Here is an 18505-nt window from a genome sequence, read left to right as displayed (position 1 = left end):
CACTAACTTCTCTATATCCGAGAAGTCCACATTGTGAGTGAGCATGCCTGCCAACAATCCCCCCGACCAGTCGCCTACGCCAGGCCAGCAGCCTGACAGGACGATCGCCTACCGTTGGAACGAGGGTGCGCAGCAGAACAGTCAACCGCACGCCCAGGGCCACCCCCAGCAGGGTGGTTACCCGCAGCAGGGACAGCCCGGCTACCCGCAGCAGCCCGGATACCCACAGCAGAACTACGGCCAGCAGGGCCAGCCCGGCTACCAGCAGCAGCCGCCGAACTACGGCCAGCAGCAGGGCCAGCAGGGCTACCCCGGCTACCAGCAGCAGGGCCAGCAGGGTTACCAGCAGGCCCAGCCCGGCTACCAGCAGCAGCAGGGCTACCAGCAGCAGAACTACGGCCAGCAGCCCGGCTGGCAGCAGCAGGGCCCCGATTTCCTCGGCACGGGACAGCCGACCCCGCCCGCCCGCAAGGGCGGCAAGGGCTGGCTGATCGCGGTGATCGCCGCCCTGGTCGTCGTCCTCGTGGGCGGCGGCGGCGCCTTCGCGGTCAACCTGCTCAGCGGCGGTGGCACCCAGCCGCACGACGTGCTGCCCGGCAACGCCATCGGCTACGCGCGCCTCGACTTCGACCCGGCGGCCAACCAGAAGCTGGCGCTGTTCAGCATCGCCCGGAAGTTCACCGTCACCAAGGACTCCTTCACCGGCGACGACCCGCGCAAGGCCTTCTTCGACCAGGCCAAGAAGAGCGGCTTCGACAAGGTGGACTACGCCGCCGATGTCCAGCCGTGGCTCGGCGACCGCATCGGCATGGCCGCGCTCACCCCGGCCAAGCGCGGTGCCGAGCCCGGCTTCGTGGTCGCCGTCCAGGTGACCGACGAGGCCAAGGCGAAGGCGGGAATCGCCAAGCTGATGGACGGGGAGAAGTACGGCATCGCGTTCCGCGAGGACTACGCGCTGCTCACCGCCACCCAGGCGGAGGCCGACCAGGCCGCCAAGGCGGCGCCCCTGTCCGACAACGCCAACTTCTCCGACGACCTGAGCGCCCTGGGTGAGACCGGCGTGCTCTCCTTCTGGATGGACGCGGGCAAGCTCGCGGACCTCGCCTCCGAGATCGCCCCCCAGGACCCCGCCACCCTCGCGCAGATCAAGAACGTCCGCGTGGCCGGCGCGCTCCGCTTCGACGGCCAGTACGTCGAACTGGCCGGCATCAGCCGCGGGGCGAAGGCCCTGGAGGGCATGGGCGAGCCCGAGCCCTCCAGGATCGGCCAGCTCCCGGTCTCCACCGCCGGCGCGATCTCGATCTCCGGTCTCGGCGACGTGATCGGCAAGCAGTGGGCCCAGATCATGAAGTCGGCCGACCAGGCCGGCGGCGGCGGGAGCTTCCAGCAGTTCGCCGACCAGGCCCAGCAGAAGTACGGGCTGGCGCTCCCCGCCGACCTGGCGACGATGCTCGGCAAGAACCTCACCCTGGCGGTGGACGCCAACGGCCTCGACGGCGACCAGCCCAAGTTCGGGGCCCGGATCACCACCGACCCGGCCAAGGCGCAGGAGGTCGTCGGCAAGATCGAGAAGTTCCTCGCCGACTCGGGCACCGCGGTCCCGCAGCTCGCCAAGGTCCCCGGTGACGGCACCTTCGTCCTGGCCAGCTCGCAGGAGTACGCCGCCGAACTCGCCAAGGACGGCAGCCTGGCCGACGACGAGACGTTCAACCTCGCGATCCCCGACGCCGGCGCGGCGACCTTCGCCGCCTACGTCGACCTCAACAAGGTCGAGAAGTTCTACCTGGAGAGCCTGCAGGGTGACGACAAGGCCAACCTCCAGCAGCTGCGCGCCGTAGGGATCAGCGGAACGCAGTCCGGTACGGACGCCTCCTTCTCCCTGCGAGTGCTGTTCGACTGATTCACCCCGGCCGGGCACCGTCCCCGGCCGGACACGGACGGAGAAGGCGGGCGCCCCGGTGGGGTGCCCGCTTTCCTCGTCTTCCCCGGCTCTCCGCCTACGCCCAGAGCTGGCCTTCGAGCCGCTCCTCGGCCTCGTCCAGGGTCCCCTCGTAGGCGCCGGTGGACAGGTATTTCCAGCCGCCGTCCGCCACCACGAAAGCGATGTCGGCCCGCTCCCCGGCCTTGACGGCCTTGGCCGCCATGCCGAGCGCGGCGTGCAGGGCGGCCCCGGTGGAGACTCCGGCGAAGATGCCCTCGGCGGCCAGCAGCTCTCTCGTGCGACGGAGCGCGTCGCCGGAGGAGACGGAGAAGCGGGTGGTCAGCACGTCGGGGTCGTAGAGCTCCGGGATGAAGCCCTCGTCCACGTTGCGCAGGCCGTAGACCAGCTCGCCGTAGCGGGGCTCGGCGGCCACGATGCTCACGCCGGGGACGCGCTCGCGCAGGAACCGGCCGACGCCCATCAGGGTGCCGGTGGTGCCGAGGCCCGCCACGAAGTGGGTGACCGACGGCAGGTCCTCAAGGATCTCCGGACCCGTCGTCTCGTAGTGGGAGCGCCAGTTGGCCGGGTTGCCGTACTGGTAGAGCATCACCCAGTCGGGGTTCTCCGCGGCCAGACCCTTGGCGACCCGGACCGCCTCGTTGGAGCCGCCGGCCGCCGGGGAGGAGATGATCTCCGCTCCCCACATCCGCAGGAGCTGGCGGCGCTCCTCCGAGGTGTTCTCCGGCATCACGCAGATCAGCTTGTAGCCCTTGAGGCCGGCGGACATCGCCAGCGAGATGCCCGTGTTGCCGCTCGTGGGTTCGAGGATCGTGCAGCCGGGCCGGAGAAGGCCGTCCTTCTCCGCCTGCTCGATCATCCACAGCGCCGGGCGGTCCTTGATCGAGCCGGTCGGGTTGCGGTCCTCCAGCTTGGCCCAGATCCGCACGTCCTCCGACGGGGACAGCCGGGGCAGGCCGACCAGGGGGGTGCGGCCTACGGAGTCGATCAGTGAGTCAAAGCGCATGGTGTACGGCTTCCGCCTCGTGTCAGCAGACAAGGAACGTCGGCGGGCGCCGCCGGCCGGTCGGGGCGCGGCGGCGCCGCGCCTCTAGCGGGAGCCGCCGGCCACGGCCGGCAGGACGGTGACCGTGTCACCGTCGGAGAGCGGGGTCTCCAGACCGCCCAGGAAACGGACGTCCTCGTCGTTCAGGTACACGTTGACGAAGCGGCGCAGCGCGCCCTTGTCGATGAGACGGTCCTTGAGCCCGGGGTGCCGGGACTCCAGGTCGCCGATCAGCTCGTCGAGCGTCGCGCCCTTGGCGTCGACGGCCTTGGCGCCGTCGGTGTAGGTGCGCAGGATGGTCGGAATGCGAACCTCGATGGCCATCGCGGGTCAATCTCCTTGTGTCGTCATGGGAGTGCCGCCCCCGGATCAGAACACCGGCGGGCACGGGAGGATTCCAGAACTGCCGGTCAGCGACAGTCGTAGACGACGACGGAGGGGGTGTGCGCGAACAGGAAGCTCTGCACGGCCGCGAGACCCGCGCGCCGGGCCGGTGCGCCGGTACGTGAGAGCACGACGTCCTCCAGGCTCGGGTCAACGGTCGACATGGTCATCAGCTTACCCAAGGGGACGATTCCCCTCACGGCCGTATCGGCCACTGGGACGCCGGTCACCCCGCGGTGATCGTCACCTCTTCCTCGGACACCACGCCGTCGACGATCCGGTAGGAGCGGAACTCCGCCTCCTCGCCCAGCTCCTCGCGGGTGGAGACCAGCACGTAATGGGCGTTCGGCTCGGAGGCGTAGCTGATGTCGGTCCGCGAGGGGTAGGCCTCGGTCGCGGTGTGGGAGTGGTAGATGACCACCGGCTCCTCGTCGCGGTCGTCCATCTCGCGCCAGACCCGGAGCTGTTCCATCGAGTCGAAGCGGTAGAAGGTGGGCGACCGCTCGGCGTTCTCCATCGCGACGAACCGCTCGGGGGAGTCGGAGCCGACCGGCCCGGCGATCACGCCACAGGCCTCGTCCGGGTGGTCGGCCCGGGCGTGCGCGATGATCTTGTCAACCAGTTCCCGGGAGATCGTGAGCATGTCAGGAAGTTACCAAAGGGCACGGACCAGGGTGTCCTGCAGGTAGGTCAGCCAGTCGTAGGTGACGTACGCCGGATAGCGGGGATCGTCCTCCGTCATCTTGGCGATCTCGTCGTGGACCTCCTCGGTCACCTCCAGCCGGGTGCCGAGTGCGAGCCGTACGTCGTTCAGGGCGCGCATCCACGCCTGCGCCTGCTCCTGGGTGAGCTCGACCCGTCCGGGCTCGGCGCTGTCGAGCATGGTCTGCGCGTCGGCCCGCTTGCCGTCGCGCAGGGTCGCCTCGGTGTAGCGGCGGAACTCGGCGGACTGCTCGGCGTCCTCGTAGGCCGAGGGGAACAGCCGGGCCAGCACCGGATCCGCGGACTGCTCGGACGGGCCGATGCCGAGCGCGCGCTCCAGCGGGTCGTCCCCGGTCTCCCCGGGCTCGATCAGGCCGAGGATCTGGGAGACCAGCGAACGCAGGATCGAGACCTCGGCGGCGTCGAAGACGGTGATCACGCCGCCCTTGCGCCCCCGCTTGAACCCTGAACTCACCGCTCGCTCACCGCTCCCCGCCCGTTTCCGGCAAAGCCCGCTCCCTGCCCGCCCCGGGGCAGGCCGAGGGGCGGACGGCGGTGGATCCGCCGCCGCTCATGAATCTCGCTGCACCGTGGCCCAGAGACCGTAGGAGTGCATGATCTGCACATCGCGCTCCATCTCCTCGCGAGTGCCGCTGGACACCACGGCTCTGCCCTTCTGGTGCACGTCGAGCATCAGCTTCTCCGCCTTCTCCTTCGAGTAACCGAAGACGGACTGGAAGACATACGTGACATAGGACATCAGGTTGACCGGGTCGTTCCAGACGATGGTCAACCATGGCAGATCAGGCCGGACGTCGATCGACGGACGCTCGACCTCCATTGGAGCGGTGCTACCCACATACACCAGTCTGCCCTACGCCGGGCTTAGTCTTCGACTCGTGATGATGAGCATGAGCAGTGCGTTGCTGACAGATCACTATGAGCTGACAATGGTACAGGCGGCGTTGCGCAGCGGAGCCGCGTCACGACGCACGGTCTTCGAGGTGTTCGCCCGGCAGCTCCCCGGAGGTCGGCGCTACGGGGTGGTGGCCGGCACCGGCCGCGTGCTGGAGGCGCTGGAGGCCTTCCGGTTCGGCGACGAGGAGCTGGCCTTCCTCCGGGACAACCAGGTGGTCGACGCCCCCACCCTGGACTTCCTCGCCGGCTACCGGTTCTCCGGCGACCTGTACGGCTACCGCGAGGGCGAGTGCTACTTCCCGGGCTCCCCCATCATGACCGTGGAGGGCACCTTCGCCGAGGCCGTGCTCCTGGAGACGGTGATTTTGTCGATCCTCAACCACGACTGCGCGATCGCCACCGCGGCCTCCCGCATGGTCCGCGCCGCCGGGACCCGGCCGCTCGTCGAGATGGGGTCGCGCCGCACCCACGAGGCGGCGGCCGTGGCCGCCGCGCGGGCCGCCTACGTGAGCGGGTTCGCCTCCACCTCCAACCTGATGGCCCGCCACCGGTACGGCGTGCCGACCACCGGCACCGCGGCTCACGCGTTCACCCTGCTGCACGACTCGGAGCGGCAGGCCTTCCGGGCCCAGCTCGACTCGCTCGGCGAGCGCACCACGCTGCTGGTCGACACCTACGACGTGGCGGAGGCCGTACGGACCGGCGTGGAGCTGGCGGGCCCCGACCTGGGAGCCGTCCGCCTCGACTCCGGCGACCTGGCCGAGGCCGCCCACGCGGTCCGCGCGCAGCTCGACGCGCTGGGCGCCGGCAAGACCCGGATCCTCGTCACCAGCGACCTGGACGAATACACCATCGCGGCGCTGTCCGCCGCCCCCGTGGACGCCTACGGCGTCGGCACCTCGCTGGTCACCGGCTCCGGCGTGCCGACGGCCGCGCTGGTCTACAAGCTCGTCGTCCGGGAGGACGCCGACGGGATCATGCAGCCGGTGGCCAAGAGGTCGGTGGGCAAGCCCAGCCGGGGCGGCCGCAAGGAGGCCTTCCGGCAGCTCGACCCGGCGGGTACGGCGGTCGCCGAGCTGGTCACCGTCTCCGGCGAGCGCCCTGAGAGCGCCCGCCCCCTCCAGGCCGAGCTGGTCCGCGGCGGCGAGACCGTCGGCCGGGAGGGGCTGGAGGCGGCCCGCCTCCGGCACCGCGAGGCCGTCGCCGAGCTCCCCCCCGAAGCCCACCAGCTGTCCCGGGGCTACGCCGCCGTTCCGACCGTGTTTGACTGACTTCCATGGCAACCGCACTGATCATCGTCGATGTCCAGAACGACTTCTGCGAGGGCGGCAACCTGCCGGTGGGCGGCGGCGCCGAGGTCGCCGCGGCCATCTCCCGGCACGCCGCCTCACACGACTACGACCACGTCGTGGCCACCCGTGACTTCCACGTCGACCCCGGCGACCACTTCGCCGCCGAGCCCGACTACGTGAGCTCCTGGCCCACCCACTGCGTGGCCGGGACCCCGGGCGCGGAGTTCCACCCCGCCTTCGACACCGCGAAGGTCGAGGAGGTCTTCAGCAAGGGCACCCACGCCGCCGCCTACAGCGGCTTCGAGGGCAGCGCCCCCGACGGCACGGCGCTGGCCGACTGGCTCGCCCGGCGCGGGGTCAGCACGGTGGACGTCGTCGGCATCGCCACCGACCACTGCGTGCGCGCCACCGCCCTGGACGCGGTCGGCCACGGCCTGGCCGTACAGGTGCTGCTGGACCTGACCGCCGGGGTGGCCAGGTCCACCACGGACGCCGCGCTGGCCGCGCTCGGCGCCGCCGGAGCCCGGCTCAGCGGCGAGCCGGTGGTCCGCGGCTGAACCCGCGGCCCCGGCTCCGGGCGACCCGGACCGGTCGGTGAACCGTTCCGGCACCGGCCCGGAAATGTCTGCAGACCGGTCATGACATCCTCCCCTCCCTGAGGGGAGGGGATTCCCACGGTCGCCCGTGAGACTTCCTGCTTCACCGCCGGATCGCGCGCCGCGTTTCCTCCTCCGCCCGAGGACGGGGCTGTCCACGCTCAAGAAGATTTGATGAAACTTCCAAGACGGCAACTACCTCACGCGACAGGAGTATTACGGAGAGTCGTAATCCTCTGATCTCACGGTGGTGACCGCCCATGCTCGTGCTCGGTGTCTCGTGGCTGATCCTGGCCCCCCTGTGCCTGTGGCTGCTCCTGCGCGGCAACGGCGCGACCCGGCTGGGCAGCGTGGTCGCGCTGGCCGGGCTGGAGGCCGCCACGATCTGGGTCAACAGCACCGTCCGGCTCCCGCCCGCGCCGGCGGCCGCCCAGCCGGCGGTCATGGCCGCCCCGGCGGCCGGGGCGGCCGGGCACACGGCCGCCTGCGCCGCCCGGCTGCCCGCCCCCGAGCTGGCGCGGCCGGACCGGCGCCAGGGCGAGCTGCACGCCGTGACGCTCTTCTGGAGGGCCGCGGCGGACGAGTGCGGCACCGCGACCGTCGTCCTGCGCCGCGAGAACCGGGGCGTCAAGGTCTGGCTGCACGAGGGGCCAGTGAAGCGCCGGCCCGGCGGCGCCCGGACGCTCCCGGTGAGCGTGGCGGACGGAGTGGCCTCCACGCGGGTGCGCCTGGCGCCGCCACTGCCCGGCAAGGGGGCGTTCAGGGCGATCGACGGCCGGACCGGGCGGCCGATCACCCTGCGCTGACCGGGCCCCGCACCCCCGGCTCCCCTGCCTGCCGCGGGACGGGGACAGGGTCTACGACCGCTGGGTGGCCCAGTGGCGGATCTTGGCGATCCGCTCCTGGACCTGCTCGGCGGTGGCCTGCGCGATGGCCGGGCCACCGCAGGCCCGGCGGAGCTCGGCGTGGATGACACCGTGGGGCTGGCCGGTGCGGTGGTTCCAGGCGCCGACCAGGCCGTTGAGCTCCTTGCGCAGGTTGGCGATGAGCTCGTGCGGGGCGAGCTGGGGCTCCTTGGGCTCGGGCCTGTTCCGCTTGGCCTTGAGCTGGTCGGACTGGCGCTTGCTCAGCAGCGTCCGCACCTGGTCGGGCTCCAGCAGGCCGGGCAGTCCGAGGAAGTCCTCCTCCTCGGGCGAGCCGGGCTCGGCGGCGGTGCCGAACTCGCCGCCGTCGAAGAGCACCCGGTCGAAGGTGGCGACCGCCTCCAGCGTCTCGAAGGGCAGCTCGTCGCCCAGGACGTCGGGGTTGTCCTTCTTGCGCTGGGCGTCTTCGAGCAGGAAGTCGTCCAGGCCCTCCTCGGGCAGGTTGCGGTCGAGCACGTGGTCGCGCTCGGCCTCCATCTCACCGGCCAGCCCCATCAGGGTGGGCACCGAGGGCAGGAAGACCGAGGCGGTCTCGCCGCGCTTGCGGGCCCGGACGAAGCGGCCGACGGCCTGGGCGAAGAACAGCGGGGTCGAGGTGCTCGTGGCGTAGACCCCGACGGCCAGCCGGGGGATGTCGACGCCCTCGGAGACCATCCGGACCGCGACCAGCCAGCGGTCGTGGGACGCAGAGAACTGCTTGATCTTCTTTGACGCCTCGGGGTCGTCGGAGAGCACGACCGTGGCGCCCTCGCCGGTGATCGCGCGGATGTGCTTGGCGTAGGCCCGCGCGGTCTCGTGGTCGGTGGCGATGACCAGGGCGCCCGCGTCGGGCACGACCCTGCGCACCTCGGTCAGCCGCCTGTCGGCCGCCTGGAGCACCTGGCGGATCCAGTCGCCCTTGGGGTCGAGCGCGGCCTTCCACGCCTGACCGAGCTGGTCCTTGGTGAGCGGAGTGCCGAGGGTCGCGGCGATCTCGTCGCCGGCGCGGGTCCGCCAGCGCATCTCGCCCGCGTAGGCGAGGAAGATGACCGGCCGGACGACACCGTCGGCAAGCGCCGGGCCGTACCCGTAGGAGTAGTCGGAGACGCTGCGCCGGACGCCCTCGCCGTCCTCCATGTAGGTGACGAACGGGATCGGGTTGACGTCGGACCGGAACGGCGTGCCGGTCAGCGCCAGGCGCCGCGCGGCGGGCTCGAACGCCTCTCGCACGCCGTCGCCCCAGGACTTCGCGTCGCCCGCGTGGTGGATCTCGTCGAAGATGACGAGCGTCTTGCGCGCCTCGGTGCGGGCGCGGTGCAGCGCCGGGTGCATCGAGATCTGGGCGTAGGTGACGGCCACCCCGGCGTAGTCACGCGAGGTCGCGCCCTGGCTGTTCTTGAACTCGGGGTCGATGGCGATGCCGACTCTGGCCGCGGCGTCCGCCCACTGCTGCTTGAGGTGCTCGGTGGGTGTGACGATCGTCACAGCCCTGATGATCCCTCGTGACAGGAGGTCGCTGACGATGCGCAGCGCGAAGGTCGTCTTGCCCGCGCCGGGCGTGGCGACCGCGAGGAAGTCACGTGGCTCACGCCTGGAGTACAGGTCAAAGGCCTCCTGTTGCCAGGCGCGGAGCTTCGGCGCGGTGCCCCAGGCGGCACGGTCCGGATACGAGGGGGACAGGTGGGATGCGGCGGAAGTGCTCACAGTGTCCCCAGCGTAATCTGAGTCGCCGACAAGACGTGCCGATCCGCCGAGATCCTCGCCAAGGTCGCCTCCACGTGCTAGAGGCCCCCACCCCCGTACGGCTGCGCCCTCCCGCCCCCGCCCGGTGCCCGCCGATCACCCCGCCACGGGCGCTCACCAGGCCTTCCGGGCGGGCCGCCGCGGGCACCCGGCAGGCATTCCGGGCGGGCCGCCGCGGCTAACGGACTCCGGCGATCACCGTGTCGATCTCGGCCCGCAGCCGGGGATCGTCCGGCTGGGCCATGCCCACCACGACGACCGGCCGCCTTCCGGCGCCCGTGAGAAACACCACACGGAGATAGGCCGGCCGGTTGACGACGTCGCGGTACTCCGCCCGCAGGGAGCGGCTGTGGCCGGTCCGGCCGCCCACGGTGACCGCCCGGTCGTCGACGACCTTCACCTCGTCGCCGTGGAGCAGCAGCCGGGCGTACAGGTCGGTGAGCTCCACCGTGGCCTCGCGCACGTCGGCCACCGGCTCGGCCGGCCTGGACATCACGGTCGCCGCCCCGCCGCTGCCCGCCACGGAGGTGAACTCGGTGACCGGCGGCATCGTGCCCGTCCGCCAGCCCTCGGGCAGCGGGTACGCCACGCCCGCGAGGGGATCGCTCACGCGGGCGGGCGGCGTGGAGGCGGGCAGGATCCGGGGGGCCAGCAGGACGCCCCCGGCGACGACGGCCGCCGCCCCGGCCACCAGGGCGGTCGCCCCGAGCAGGCGGCGCCGCAGGCGGTCCGGGATCCGGCGGCGCCGGGGCGGGGCCGCGGGCGTGCCGTACCAGCGGGCCGAGGGCGGCAGGTCGTCCTGCGGCGGGTCTCCGGCGGGCTGCCACCCCTCGTGCTCGGCCCCCTCCGAGGACCACGCCCCGCGCCCGCCGGGGCGCTCGGGCTCCGCCGCCGGCCGTACCCGGCCTCCGGCCCCGCGCCCGGGGTCCTCCGGCGGCCACGCCTGGTGAGGGCGCTCGTCCACGACGTCTCCTCCCGGCGGTCACGGTCCTACCGTCCTACCATGCCTTCCGGGGCGCGGTCCGGCTATAGGTGATCGTTGTTACGGGAGGGGCCAATGAGTCAGGAGGCGTCTCGCATGCGTCCGGCGACGATCACCCCGAGCAGTCCCACGGCGGCCATCAGGACCACGATCGTCGTGTAGCCGGTGGCGATGTCGTCGTGGCCGATCAGGTTGATCAGGACACCGCCGAAGCCGATCGTGAGCGCGCCGCCCAGGGTGTCGACGACCTGGAGGGCGGCGGAGTTCGCCCCCTGCTCGGCGTCGGGCGACTGGCGCATCGCGGTGACGTTGACGCTGGTGATGCCGATGCCCATGCCGAATCCGGCGACGACCCAGGCCGGCACGGCGACCCAGGCGGTGAGGCCGGGCACGAGCGCGAGGAGCGTCAGCAGGATGCCGGTGGTGACGGCCGCGGCGCCGAGCCGTACCAGCCGGGGCCGGTCGTAGGCGCGGCGGGTCTGCAGGTAGGAGCCGGTCGTCCACCCCAGGGCCCCGATGGTGAGCGCGGCGCCGGCCTCGACGACCGACAGGCCGCGCACCTCGGTGAGGAGCAGCGGGATGAACGCGTTGACCCCGAAGAACGCCGAGGCGAGGATCCCGCGCATCATGACCGTGGTGGGCAGGCCGCGGCCGAACCTGAGCGCCCGGGGAGGCAGCAGCCTGGGCAGGCCCACGGCCAGCGCGACCAGCCCGGCGGCGGCGGTGATCCCGCCGGGCGCCGGGGTGTCGTGCAGCCGGTCCACTCCGTACAGCAGCAGCCCGGCGCCGCCCGCCGTGGCCGCGGCCGCCAGGGTCATCGCCAGCGGCCGGGAGCGGGGTCCGGTCGCCGGCTCGGGCGACGGGCCCTCCCCGGTGCGCAGCGCCGGCAGCAGCATCAGCAGGGCCGGGATCACCAGCGGCACGATCCCGTAGAAGACCCAGCGCCAGCCGACCGTCTCCGCGATGATCCCGCCCAGGCCGGGACCGACCAGCGCGGGCAGCACCCAGGCGGCGGACAGGGCGGCGAACACCCTGGGCCGCACCTCGGGAAGGTAGACCCGGGCGATCATCACGTAGATCGCCACGATGACCGCGCCGCCGCCCAACCCCTGTACGGCGCGCGCCACGATGAACAGCTCCTTGGAACCGGCCGCGCCGGCCATGGCCATGCCGACCACGAACAGTCCCACGCCGAGCAGGAAGGGCAGCGCGTGCCCCCGCCGGTCGGACCAGAGGCCCGCGACGACGTTGGCGAACAGGCCCGAGATGAGGAAGGCCGAGAAGCTCATGCCGTACAGGTCGAGCGCGTCGAGGTCCTCGGAGACCGCGGGCATCACCGCGCCGATGGACATGCCCTCGAAGGCGATCAGGGTGACGACGAGCAGGATGCCCAGGGTGGCCGTGCGGTAGTCGGAACCGAAGATCCGGGGAGGTTGGTATGGAGCGTCAAGCGTCTTCGGTGCTGTCACCCATCAAGGGTAGTGTCCGGCGCCGGGGCGCGGTAAGCGGCCCACATCTCGTGCATCCGGGCCGCCTGGCCGGTGGTGAACTCCGACATGCAGCGATCGTGAGAGTAGTCCATGAAGTTGTGGATCGGGTCGGGCTCGCCGCCCTTGCAGGTGTCCTTGCGGGCCGGGCAGCCCTCGGTGGGCCGGCCCTGCGGCGCGGTGTCGGCGACCCCGTCACCCGGTGCCTCGCAGCCTTTCTCGAAGGTGTGCAGCAGCCCGAGCCAGTGGCCGATCTCGTGGACCCCGGTGAACCCCCGGTCGAAGTTGCGCAGGGACCCGCCGGGCAGGCTGCGCCAGTCGATGACCACGCCGTCGCGTCCGGGCTCGGTCCTGTACCCGTAGGGGTAGGTGGAGTAGCCGAGCACGAGCCGGCTGAGCTGGGCGACGTAGAGGTTGAGGGTCTCCGCGCCGCCCTTGCGCCCCTGTTTGATCGACGACTCGTAGGTGACCGGATCCCGGAACCAGGTCACGTTGTCGGTCCGGGTGAGGCCGTCGAGGCGGAACTGGATCCCGGTGTCGACCCCGCCGAGCCGGCCGGAGTAGGCGGCGTTGAGCGCGTCGATCTGGCTGCGCACCGCGGTGTCCTGCGCCCCCAGGGGGCCGGCGGAGATGACGTGCACCCAGGTGGAGACCGTGACCGGTATCCAGGGCCCGAGGCGCATGGCGGACTGGCGCCGCGCCAGGTCGGCGAGCATCTCGGCGACCTGCTCCGGGCCCGGCGCCCACGGCTCGGGCACCCGCCCGGGGGCCGTGGACCGTGCGGCCGCGGACCGTGCGGCCGCGGCGCACCCCGGAGGAGGCTCGCTCACAGCGGACGCCGAGGCGGGGACGGCAGGAGCGGCGCCCGCTGTGAACAGGCACGCCGATATAGCGGCGATCGCACGCCGAGCCATGCACTCCCCCGACAGGTCACATCTGCTGGTCGATTGCCGCGCCCCCGCGGCATCCCGACCGTAACCTCATCGGTGGCGATCACCCATGAACAACACTCACTCGTTGTTGTTGTTGTCTTCGCCCTTGGGCAGCCCTTCGTAGATCTCCTTGCACTCGGGGCAGACCGGGAACTTCTGGGGGTCCCGGTTCGGCACCCAGACCTTGCCGCAGAGCGCGCGCACCGGGGTGCCGCTGAACGCGCTCTCCATGATCTTGTCTTTCTCGACGTAGTGGGCGAACCGCTCGTGGTCGCCGTCGCCGTGCGACAGGTCCGGCCGGATGTCGCTCTCAGGGAGAATCTTCGTGCTCACCCTGCCGATTTTATGCCCGCGCCACCGCGGTCTCCGCGCCGACGCTCGCCAATGTCGCGATCCCGGCCGCCCAGCCCAGAATGACGCCCCAGATCAGCCCGGCGGCCAGGGCGCCCAGGACGAGGCCGGCGTAGGCCCCCAGACCGGCCTCGACGGTCTGGGAGAGGGCCACCGCGCGCAGCAGGCCCGCCGCCGCGGCGCCCAGCGCGAAGGCGCCCCAGCCGGCGAAGAAGGCCCGTACGGCTCCGCCCCTGCGGTGGGTGGTCACCCAGGCGACCACCCCGGCCAGGACCAGGGCGGCGAGGTTCTCGGTGAGCGTGAAGGCCCAGCCGGTCTCGCCGAGCGGGACGAGCCGCAGGCCGGGCAGGCCGTACGGCAGGCCCACCGCGGAGGGCACGGCGAGATAGCCGGCGGCGGTGGCGATGCCGGTGCCGAACATCCCGAAGGCCGAGACGATCAGCAAGGTAACGACCGTCGGCAGGCTATTGCGAACGATGCTCATGTTCGGCAGGCTAGCGCCCAACCGATTTCCACGAAAGACCCGGATCCGGAGCCCGCCGCACCTCGCACGCCGGGCTTCACCGCGCCCCCGCCCGCCCCGCCGGCGCACGGAGGAGGGCCCCGGAACACGGCGGGGAGATGGAGGCATCCCGTTGAGGCACCCGCGTGCGGACGCCGTACGGAAGGCGTCCCGATGAGGCGCCCGCGCCTGGCCGCCGCCGGGCTGGCCCTGGCCGTCGCCGCGGCGGGCGGCCTGGCGTCGGCCGCCCGGGGCGACGCCCCCGAGCGGGTCTCGCGGTACGTCACCGACGACCGGGGGCGGGTGCTGACGCTGCACGGGTTCAACACCGCGAGCAGCGCCAAGAGCACTCCGGACGCGCTGCCCGAGCTGACCGAGGCGGACGTCGAGACCGAGTACCGGGCGATGGGCACGAACTTCGTCAGATTCCTGATGCAGTGGCGGGCCGTCGAGCCGTCTCCCGGCGTCTATGACACGAAATATCTGGAAAAAGTGGCTGAGCGGGTCGGCTGGTACGCCAAGCGGGGCTACCACGTCATGCTCGACATGCACCAGGACCTGTGGGGCAACCAGATCACCCCCGACGGGCGCGCGGGCAACGGCGCCCCCGGATGGGCCACCCACCTGGACGGCCTGCCTGTCGCCGGGGAGCACGACACCTGGGAGCTCTACTACCTGGACCCCGGCGTCATGCGGGCCTTCGACCACTTCTGGAACACCACCGGCGAGCACCCCGAGCTGATGGACCACTACGCCGGGGCCTGGCGGGCGGTGGCCGACCACTTCAAGAACGACCCGGCCATCATCGGCTACGACCTGATGAACGAGCCGTGGGGCGGCTCGGTGCAGGGCGCGGCGTTCGAGAACGGCCCGCTGGCCGAGCTCTACCGCCGCACGATCGCCCAGATCAGGAGCGTCGACCAGGACAACTGGATCTTCGTGGAGCCCCAAGCGGTCGGGGTCAACTGGGGCCTGCCCAGCGGCCTGCCCCGCTTCGACGACCCGCGGGCGGGCGAGCCCCGGATCGGCCTGGCCCCGCACGTCTACCCGCTCCCGCTGGACCTCGGCGAGGACTACGTGGGCGCGTCCCGCGAGTGGACCGACACCACGCTCGGCTGGTGGCGCTCGAACATGCTCCGCCTGGCCGAGCGCCAGGGCGGACCGGTCATCCTGGGCGAGTTCGGCCTCGACACCACCCGGCCGGGCGCCACCGAGCTGGTGGAACGGATGCTGGAGATGACCGACGAGCTCGGCATGGGCCGGGCCTACTGGTCGCGTGATCCCGGGCCGTGGGGCCCCTACGACGGCGAGGGCAGGCCCGGCCCGCTCGTCCCCGTCTACGCCAGGCCGTACCCGAGGGCGATCGGCGGCGTCCCCCGGCAGATCGCCTACGACCGCGCGGCCCACTCGCTGACGGTGCGCTTCGACGCCGACGGGAGCGGCCCGACCGAGATCTACCTGCCCGCCGACGAGTTCCCCCGCGGCGGCAGGGTCACCGGAGCCCTCTCCTCCTCCTGGGACCCCGACAGGCGGATCCTCACCGCGACGACCGCCGCCTCGGGCGTCCAGACGCTCACGGTCACCCCCTCCTGAAACGGAGTACGGCTCCCGCCGGGCGATGGCGGGAGCCGTACGGAGACGGGCGGGGTCAGCCCATGTGGATCGGGGCGTCCTCGGACTTGCGGCCCGCCTTGACGAACAGGGCGAGCACGGCCGCGAGGACCGCGACGCCCGTGCTGACCACGAAGCCCAGGTGCATGCCGTCCAGGAAGGACAGGTGCGACACGTTGGCGATGCCCTGGACGATCTGCTCGGGCACGCCGGGCATCTGCTCGGCGGTCGGCGCCCCGCCGAAGGTCGCCGCCTCCTTCAGCCCCGCGACCTGCTCCGGCGGGAGCGGCGGCAGCTTGGCCTCCGCCCAGTGGCCGGAGTAGACGTCCGCCACCCGCGCCGACACGATCGCGCCGAGAATGGCCGTGCCGAGCGCGCCGCCGACCTGCATGGCCGACTGCTGGACGCCGCCCGCGACACCGCTGAGGTCCTCGGGCGCGTTGCCGACGATGATCTCGGTGGCGCCGACGAAGACCGGCGAGAGCCCGAAGGCGAGCAGGACGAACGGGATCGCGCTGTCGATGAACGACGCGTCGAGGCTGAGCCGGGACATCAGGAACATGGCGGTGGCGGTGACCAGCATGCCGCCCGCGATCGTGAACTTGGTGCCGAACTTGCTGAGGAGCACGGCGGCCAGCGGCGAGGCGACGATCATGCCCGCGCTCATCGGCAGCATCCGGAGGCCTGACTCCAGCGGCGTCAGCCCGTGCACGCCCTGGAAGAAGAAAGTCAGGAAGAACATCGCGCCGAACATGGAGAACGCGACGAGCATCATGAGGCCGGTGCCGATGGAGACCGAGGCGTTGCCGAAGAGGCTGAGCGGCAGGAGCGGCTCGGAGGCACGGGCCTGCCACCACACGAACACGGCCCCCATCACCACGGTCGCGGCCAGGAAGCCGATGGTCTTGGCGTCGCCCCAGCCCCACTCCGGAGCCTTGATGATGGCCCAGACCAGGGAGAACATCACACCCGACAGCAGCACGACGCCCAGCCAGTCGATCTTCGACAGGGTCCGCGCCTTGCTCTCGGTGAGCACCCACAGGCCCATGGCCAGGGCCACGATGCCGACGGGGACGTTGATGAAGAAGACCGACTGCCAGCTCACGTGCTCCACGAGCAGGCCGCCGACGATCGGGCCGGCAGCGCTGGACAGGCCGATGATCGCGCCCCAGGCGCCCATCGCCATCTTCAGCCGCTCGCCGGGGAAGGCCGCCCGCAGCAGCGCGAGGGCGGCGGGCTGGAGCAGCGCGCCGAACAGGCCCTGAAGCACGCGCAGCCCGATCAGCATGCCGATCGAGGAGCTGAGGCCGATCGCGAGCGAGGTGATCGCGAAGCCGGCCACGCCGATCAGGAAGATCAGCCGGTGTCCGAACAGGTCACCGAGCTTGCCCGCGGTGATCAGGAACACCGCGAGCGCGAGCAGGTAACCGCTGGTCACCCACTGCAGGTCGGAGAGGGAGGCCTTGAGATCCTGGGCGATCGCCGGGTTGGCGATGCCGACGACGGTGCCGTCGAGCATCACCATGATCACGCCGAGCGACACCGCGATGAGCGTCAGCCACGGGTGCCTCTGTTTCGCCTCGCCCGTGCCTGGTGGTGGCGCTGATGCCACCGTCTTGGTGTCTGCCATGGAAGGGTCCCCCTCGTACGTTCACTCCGCCCCTCATGAGGCGCCAACTCAGGGTAATTTATGGCAGTCGCTGACATGTGACAAATCCTTTTATAAGGCAGCCCATGACTTGTGGCAGACTGTGAACGGCATGTTTCGAAGGGATGACATCCATGGACCGGATCGGCCTGCGCGAACGCAAGAAGCAGAAGACGCGGCTCGCACTGGTCGACGCCGCCCTCGACCTGTTCGCGACACAGGGGTACGAGTCCACGACCGTCGACCAGATCGCGGCCGCCGTGGACGTCTCCCCCCGCACGTTCTTCCGCTACTTCGCGACCAAGGAGGACGTCGCCCTCAGCCTGCCCCTCGACGGCCTTGAGGTCCTGCTCACCGAGCTGGCGGCCCGGCCCGCGCAGGAGCCGCCGTTCACCGCGCTCGGCCATGCCCTGCGCGCGATGGTCACCATGCTAGAGGAAGGCGATCTCGCCGATCGGACCAGGTTCCTCAAAGCGCACGAGGTGATCGAGGGCACCCCGGCGCTCTTCGCCGGGAGCATGCGGCGGATGATGGACAACGAGCGACGGCTGGTCGCCGAGATCGCCCGGCGCGAGGGCGCCGACCCCGGCGACCTCCTGCCCCACTTCGTCGTCGCGCTCTTCACCACCGTGACCCGGGTCGGCTTCGAGCACTGCGGGCCGGACGGCCTCCACGACCTCACCGCCCTGGCCGAACGCCTGGAGTCGGCCCTGGCCCTGGCCGAGCGCTCGCTGTGCCCCGGCTGGGACCGCGCGCGCTAGCGGCTCAGTTCATCGAGGGGTCGTCGGGACAGGTCGCCACGTAGGCGAGCTCGCCCCGCTGGCGGCGGAGCACCGCGCGCCACAGCGAGCCGGGGTCGTGGTAGAAGGTGTCGCCGGGCTCTGCGTCCACGATGTACCACGCGCCCTCGCCGATCTCGGCCTCCAGCTGGCCGGCGGTCCACCCGGCGTATCCCGCGAAGATCCGCATCTGGGCGATCTCCCCGGCGAGGATCTCCGGCGGGGCGTCGAGGTCGACGGTGCCGAGCCGGGACACCGCCGCGGTGCCCGCGTGCAGCCGCCGCCAGCCGAGGGGCTCCTGCCCGCTCGGGACCGCGGCCAGGGCCAGGGCGCTGTCGGTCTGCACGGGCCCGCCCTGGAACAGCACCGGCGGACCGGTCACCATGGCATCCCAGGTGGGCAGCACCTGCGTCACCGAGATGTCGCTGGGCCGGTTGAGCACCACGCCCAGAGTGCCGCCGTCGAGATCGTGCTCCAGGACCAGGACCACGCTGCGCCGGAAGTTGGGATCGTCGAGTTGCGGTGTCGCCACCAGCAGACCGCCGACGTAGATCGCCTCCGCCATACCTCCATCATGAGGGGTGGAACCCGCATCGCGCTGCTCCACCCCACTCTCAGATCTTCAAGATCTCACGATATGTTACCCAAAGCGCACAAATGGGAACTCTAGGTGACAATAGCCGTTGATCGGG

The 18505-nt window shown here is 71.5% G+C and carries 20 protein-coding genes; 6 read left to right on the top strand and 14 right to left on the bottom strand.

What is annotated here, in order from left to right:
• Positions 1–43: 43 nt before the first annotated feature.
• Positions 44–1900 carry a DUF3352 domain-containing protein gene (locus SROS_RS08325; RefSeq protein WP_012888465.1) on the top strand — a complete coding sequence of 619 codons (1857 nt, stop codon included), beginning with the start codon at positions 44–46 and terminating at the stop codon, positions 1898–1900.
• Positions 1901–1997: 97 nt separating this feature from the next.
• Here the strand turns inward: SROS_RS08325 and SROS_RS08320 are convergent, their stop codons facing one another.
• The 6 genes from SROS_RS08320 to clpS form a co-directional block, all read right to left on the bottom strand.
• Entirely contained in the window at positions 1998–2945 is a 948-nt protein-coding gene (locus SROS_RS08320; RefSeq protein ID WP_012888464.1) for a PLP-dependent cysteine synthase family protein, read from the bottom strand.
• An 84-nt stretch (positions 2946–3029) separates the two neighbouring features.
• Positions 3030–3308, bottom strand: coding sequence for a MoaD/ThiS family protein (locus tag SROS_RS08315; protein ID WP_012888463.1), 279 nt, complete (start codon positions 3306–3308; stop codon positions 3030–3032).
• Between the two features lie 86 nt (positions 3309–3394).
• The gene (locus SROS_RS50810) at positions 3395–3532 is read right to left on the bottom strand and encodes a hypothetical protein (RefSeq protein ID WP_169369270.1); all 138 of its coding nucleotides are present in this window, start codon (positions 3530–3532) and stop codon (positions 3395–3397) included.
• Positions 3533–3594: 62 nt separating this feature from the next.
• Positions 3595–4011, bottom strand: a complete 417-nt coding sequence (locus SROS_RS08305; protein ID WP_012888461.1) for a M67 family metallopeptidase — start codon at positions 4009–4011, stop codon at positions 3595–3597.
• Positions 4012–4020: 9 nt separating this feature from the next.
• Complete coding sequence (locus SROS_RS08300; protein WP_012888460.1) at positions 4021–4545, bottom strand: DUF2017 domain-containing protein; 525 nt, start codon at positions 4543–4545, stop codon at positions 4021–4023.
• A 96-nt stretch (positions 4546–4641) separates the two neighbouring features.
• Complete coding sequence (gene clpS / locus SROS_RS08295; RefSeq protein ID WP_031159029.1) at positions 4642–4911, bottom strand: ATP-dependent Clp protease adapter ClpS; 270 nt, start codon at positions 4909–4911, stop codon at positions 4642–4644.
• A gap of 61 nt (positions 4912–4972) precedes the next feature.
• Here clpS and SROS_RS08290 point away from each other — a divergent pair, with 61 nt between their 5' ends.
• The 3 genes from SROS_RS08290 to SROS_RS50805 all read left to right on the top strand — a co-directional run bounded on the left by SROS_RS08290 (position 4973) and on the right by SROS_RS50805 (position 7682).
• Positions 4973–6259: a nicotinate phosphoribosyltransferase gene (locus SROS_RS08290; RefSeq protein WP_012888458.1), complete on the top strand. Its 1287-nt coding sequence runs from the start codon at positions 4973–4975 to the stop codon at positions 6257–6259.
• A 5-nt stretch (positions 6260–6264) separates the two neighbouring features.
• Entirely contained in the window at positions 6265–6837 is a 573-nt protein-coding gene (locus SROS_RS08285) for an isochorismatase family protein (RefSeq protein WP_012888457.1), read from the top strand.
• Between the two features lie 299 nt (positions 6838–7136).
• Positions 7137–7682, top strand: coding sequence for a hypothetical protein (locus SROS_RS50805; RefSeq protein WP_012888456.1), 546 nt, complete (start codon positions 7137–7139; stop codon positions 7680–7682).
• Positions 7683–7733: 51 nt separating this feature from the next.
• Here the strand turns inward: SROS_RS50805 and SROS_RS08275 are convergent, their stop codons facing one another.
• The 6 genes from SROS_RS08275 to SROS_RS08250 form a co-directional block, all read right to left on the bottom strand.
• Positions 7734–9482 (bottom strand): DEAD/DEAH box helicase, encoded by a 1749-nt coding sequence (locus SROS_RS08275; RefSeq protein WP_012888455.1) that lies wholly within the window; start codon positions 9480–9482, stop codon positions 7734–7736.
• Positions 9483–9699: 217 nt separating this feature from the next.
• Positions 9700–10485 carry a hypothetical protein gene (locus SROS_RS08270; protein WP_012888454.1) on the bottom strand — a complete coding sequence of 262 codons (786 nt, stop codon included), beginning with the start codon at positions 10483–10485 and terminating at the stop codon, positions 9700–9702.
• A gap of 98 nt (positions 10486–10583) precedes the next feature.
• Positions 10584–11972, bottom strand: coding sequence for an MFS transporter (locus SROS_RS08265; RefSeq protein WP_012888453.1), 1389 nt, complete (start codon positions 11970–11972; stop codon positions 10584–10586).
• Complete coding sequence (locus SROS_RS08260) at positions 11969–12820, bottom strand: zinc metalloprotease (protein ID WP_043651581.1); 852 nt, start codon at positions 12818–12820, stop codon at positions 11969–11971. The genes SROS_RS08265 and SROS_RS08260 overlap by 4 nt, the downstream gene beginning before the upstream one ends.
• Before the next feature lie 180 nt (positions 12821–13000).
• Positions 13001–13255 (bottom strand): DUF3039 domain-containing protein, encoded by a 255-nt coding sequence (locus SROS_RS08255; protein ID WP_012888451.1) that lies wholly within the window; start codon positions 13253–13255, stop codon positions 13001–13003.
• Positions 13256–13265: 10 nt separating this feature from the next.
• Entirely contained in the window at positions 13266–13757 is a 492-nt protein-coding gene (locus SROS_RS08250) for a hypothetical protein (RefSeq protein WP_012888450.1), read from the bottom strand.
• Between the two features lie 192 nt (positions 13758–13949).
• On the opposite strand from SROS_RS08250, the gene SROS_RS08245 reads away from it, so the two are divergent.
• The gene (locus tag SROS_RS08245; protein WP_012888449.1) at positions 13950–15368 is read left to right on the top strand and encodes a cellulase family glycosylhydrolase; all 1419 of its coding nucleotides are present in this window, start codon (positions 13950–13952) and stop codon (positions 15366–15368) included.
• Between the two features lie 55 nt (positions 15369–15423).
• Here SROS_RS08245 and SROS_RS08240 read toward each other — a convergent pair whose 3' ends face one another.
• Positions 15424–17016: an MFS transporter gene (locus SROS_RS08240; protein WP_012888448.1), complete on the bottom strand. Its 1593-nt coding sequence runs from the start codon at positions 17014–17016 to the stop codon at positions 15424–15426.
• Between the two features lie 143 nt (positions 17017–17159).
• On the opposite strand from SROS_RS08240, the gene SROS_RS08235 reads away from it, so the two are divergent.
• Positions 17160–17795 (top strand): TetR family transcriptional regulator, encoded by a 636-nt coding sequence (locus tag SROS_RS08235; protein WP_043651577.1) that lies wholly within the window; start codon positions 17160–17162, stop codon positions 17793–17795.
• A gap of 4 nt (positions 17796–17799) precedes the next feature.
• Here SROS_RS08235 and SROS_RS08230 read toward each other — a convergent pair whose 3' ends face one another.
• A complete protein-coding gene (locus tag SROS_RS08230) occupies positions 17800–18378 on the bottom strand; it encodes a YqgE/AlgH family protein (protein ID WP_012888446.1) in 579 nt (192 codons plus the stop codon).
• Positions 18379–18505: the final 127 nt, after the last annotated feature.

It is taken from the genome of Streptosporangium roseum DSM 43021 (assembly GCF_000024865.1).
GTDB classification, from domain to species: Bacteria; Actinomycetota; Actinomycetes; order Streptosporangiales; family Streptosporangiaceae; genus Streptosporangium; species Streptosporangium roseum.
This window is presented reverse-complemented; position numbering and strand designations above follow the sequence as displayed.

Excerpts from the sequence above, each read along its gene's own strand:
- SROS_RS50805 (WP_012888456.1), top strand. The coding sequence starts at position 7,137 with ATGCTCGTGCTCGGTGTCTCGTGGCTGATCCTGGCCCCCCTGTGCCTG.
- SROS_RS50810 (WP_169369270.1), bottom strand. The coding sequence starts at position 3,532 with ATGTCGACCGTTGACCCGAGCCTGGAGGACGTCGTGCTCTCACGTACC.
- SROS_RS08240 (WP_012888448.1), bottom strand. The coding sequence starts at position 17,016 with ATGGCAGACACCAAGACGGTGGCATCAGCGCCACCACCAGGCACGGGC.
- SROS_RS08325 (WP_012888465.1), top strand. The coding sequence starts at position 44 with ATGCCTGCCAACAATCCCCCCGACCAGTCGCCTACGCCAGGCCAGCAG.
- SROS_RS08320 (WP_012888464.1), bottom strand. The coding sequence starts at position 2,945 with ATGCGCTTTGACTCACTGATCGACTCCGTAGGCCGCACCCCCCTGGTC.
- SROS_RS08245 (WP_012888449.1), top strand. The coding sequence starts at position 13,950 with ATGAGGCGCCCGCGCCTGGCCGCCGCCGGGCTGGCCCTGGCCGTCGCC.
- SROS_RS08230 (WP_012888446.1), bottom strand. The coding sequence starts at position 18,378 with ATGGCGGAGGCGATCTACGTCGGCGGTCTGCTGGTGGCGACACCGCAA.
- SROS_RS08315 (WP_012888463.1), bottom strand. The coding sequence starts at position 3,308 with ATGGCCATCGAGGTTCGCATTCCGACCATCCTGCGCACCTACACCGAC.
- SROS_RS08235 (WP_043651577.1), top strand. The coding sequence starts at position 17,160 with ATGACATCCATGGACCGGATCGGCCTGCGCGAACGCAAGAAGCAGAAG.
- SROS_RS08285 (WP_012888457.1), top strand. The coding sequence starts at position 6,265 with ATGGCAACCGCACTGATCATCGTCGATGTCCAGAACGACTTCTGCGAG.
- SROS_RS08250 (WP_012888450.1), bottom strand. The coding sequence starts at position 13,757 with ATGAGCATCGTTCGCAATAGCCTGCCGACGGTCGTTACCTTGCTGATC.
- clpS (WP_031159029.1), bottom strand. The coding sequence starts at position 4,911 with ATGGAGGTCGAGCGTCCGTCGATCGACGTCCGGCCTGATCTGCCATGG.
- SROS_RS08305 (WP_012888461.1), bottom strand. The coding sequence starts at position 4,011 with ATGCTCACGATCTCCCGGGAACTGGTTGACAAGATCATCGCGCACGCC.
- SROS_RS08290 (WP_012888458.1), top strand. The coding sequence starts at position 4,973 with ATGATGAGCATGAGCAGTGCGTTGCTGACAGATCACTATGAGCTGACA.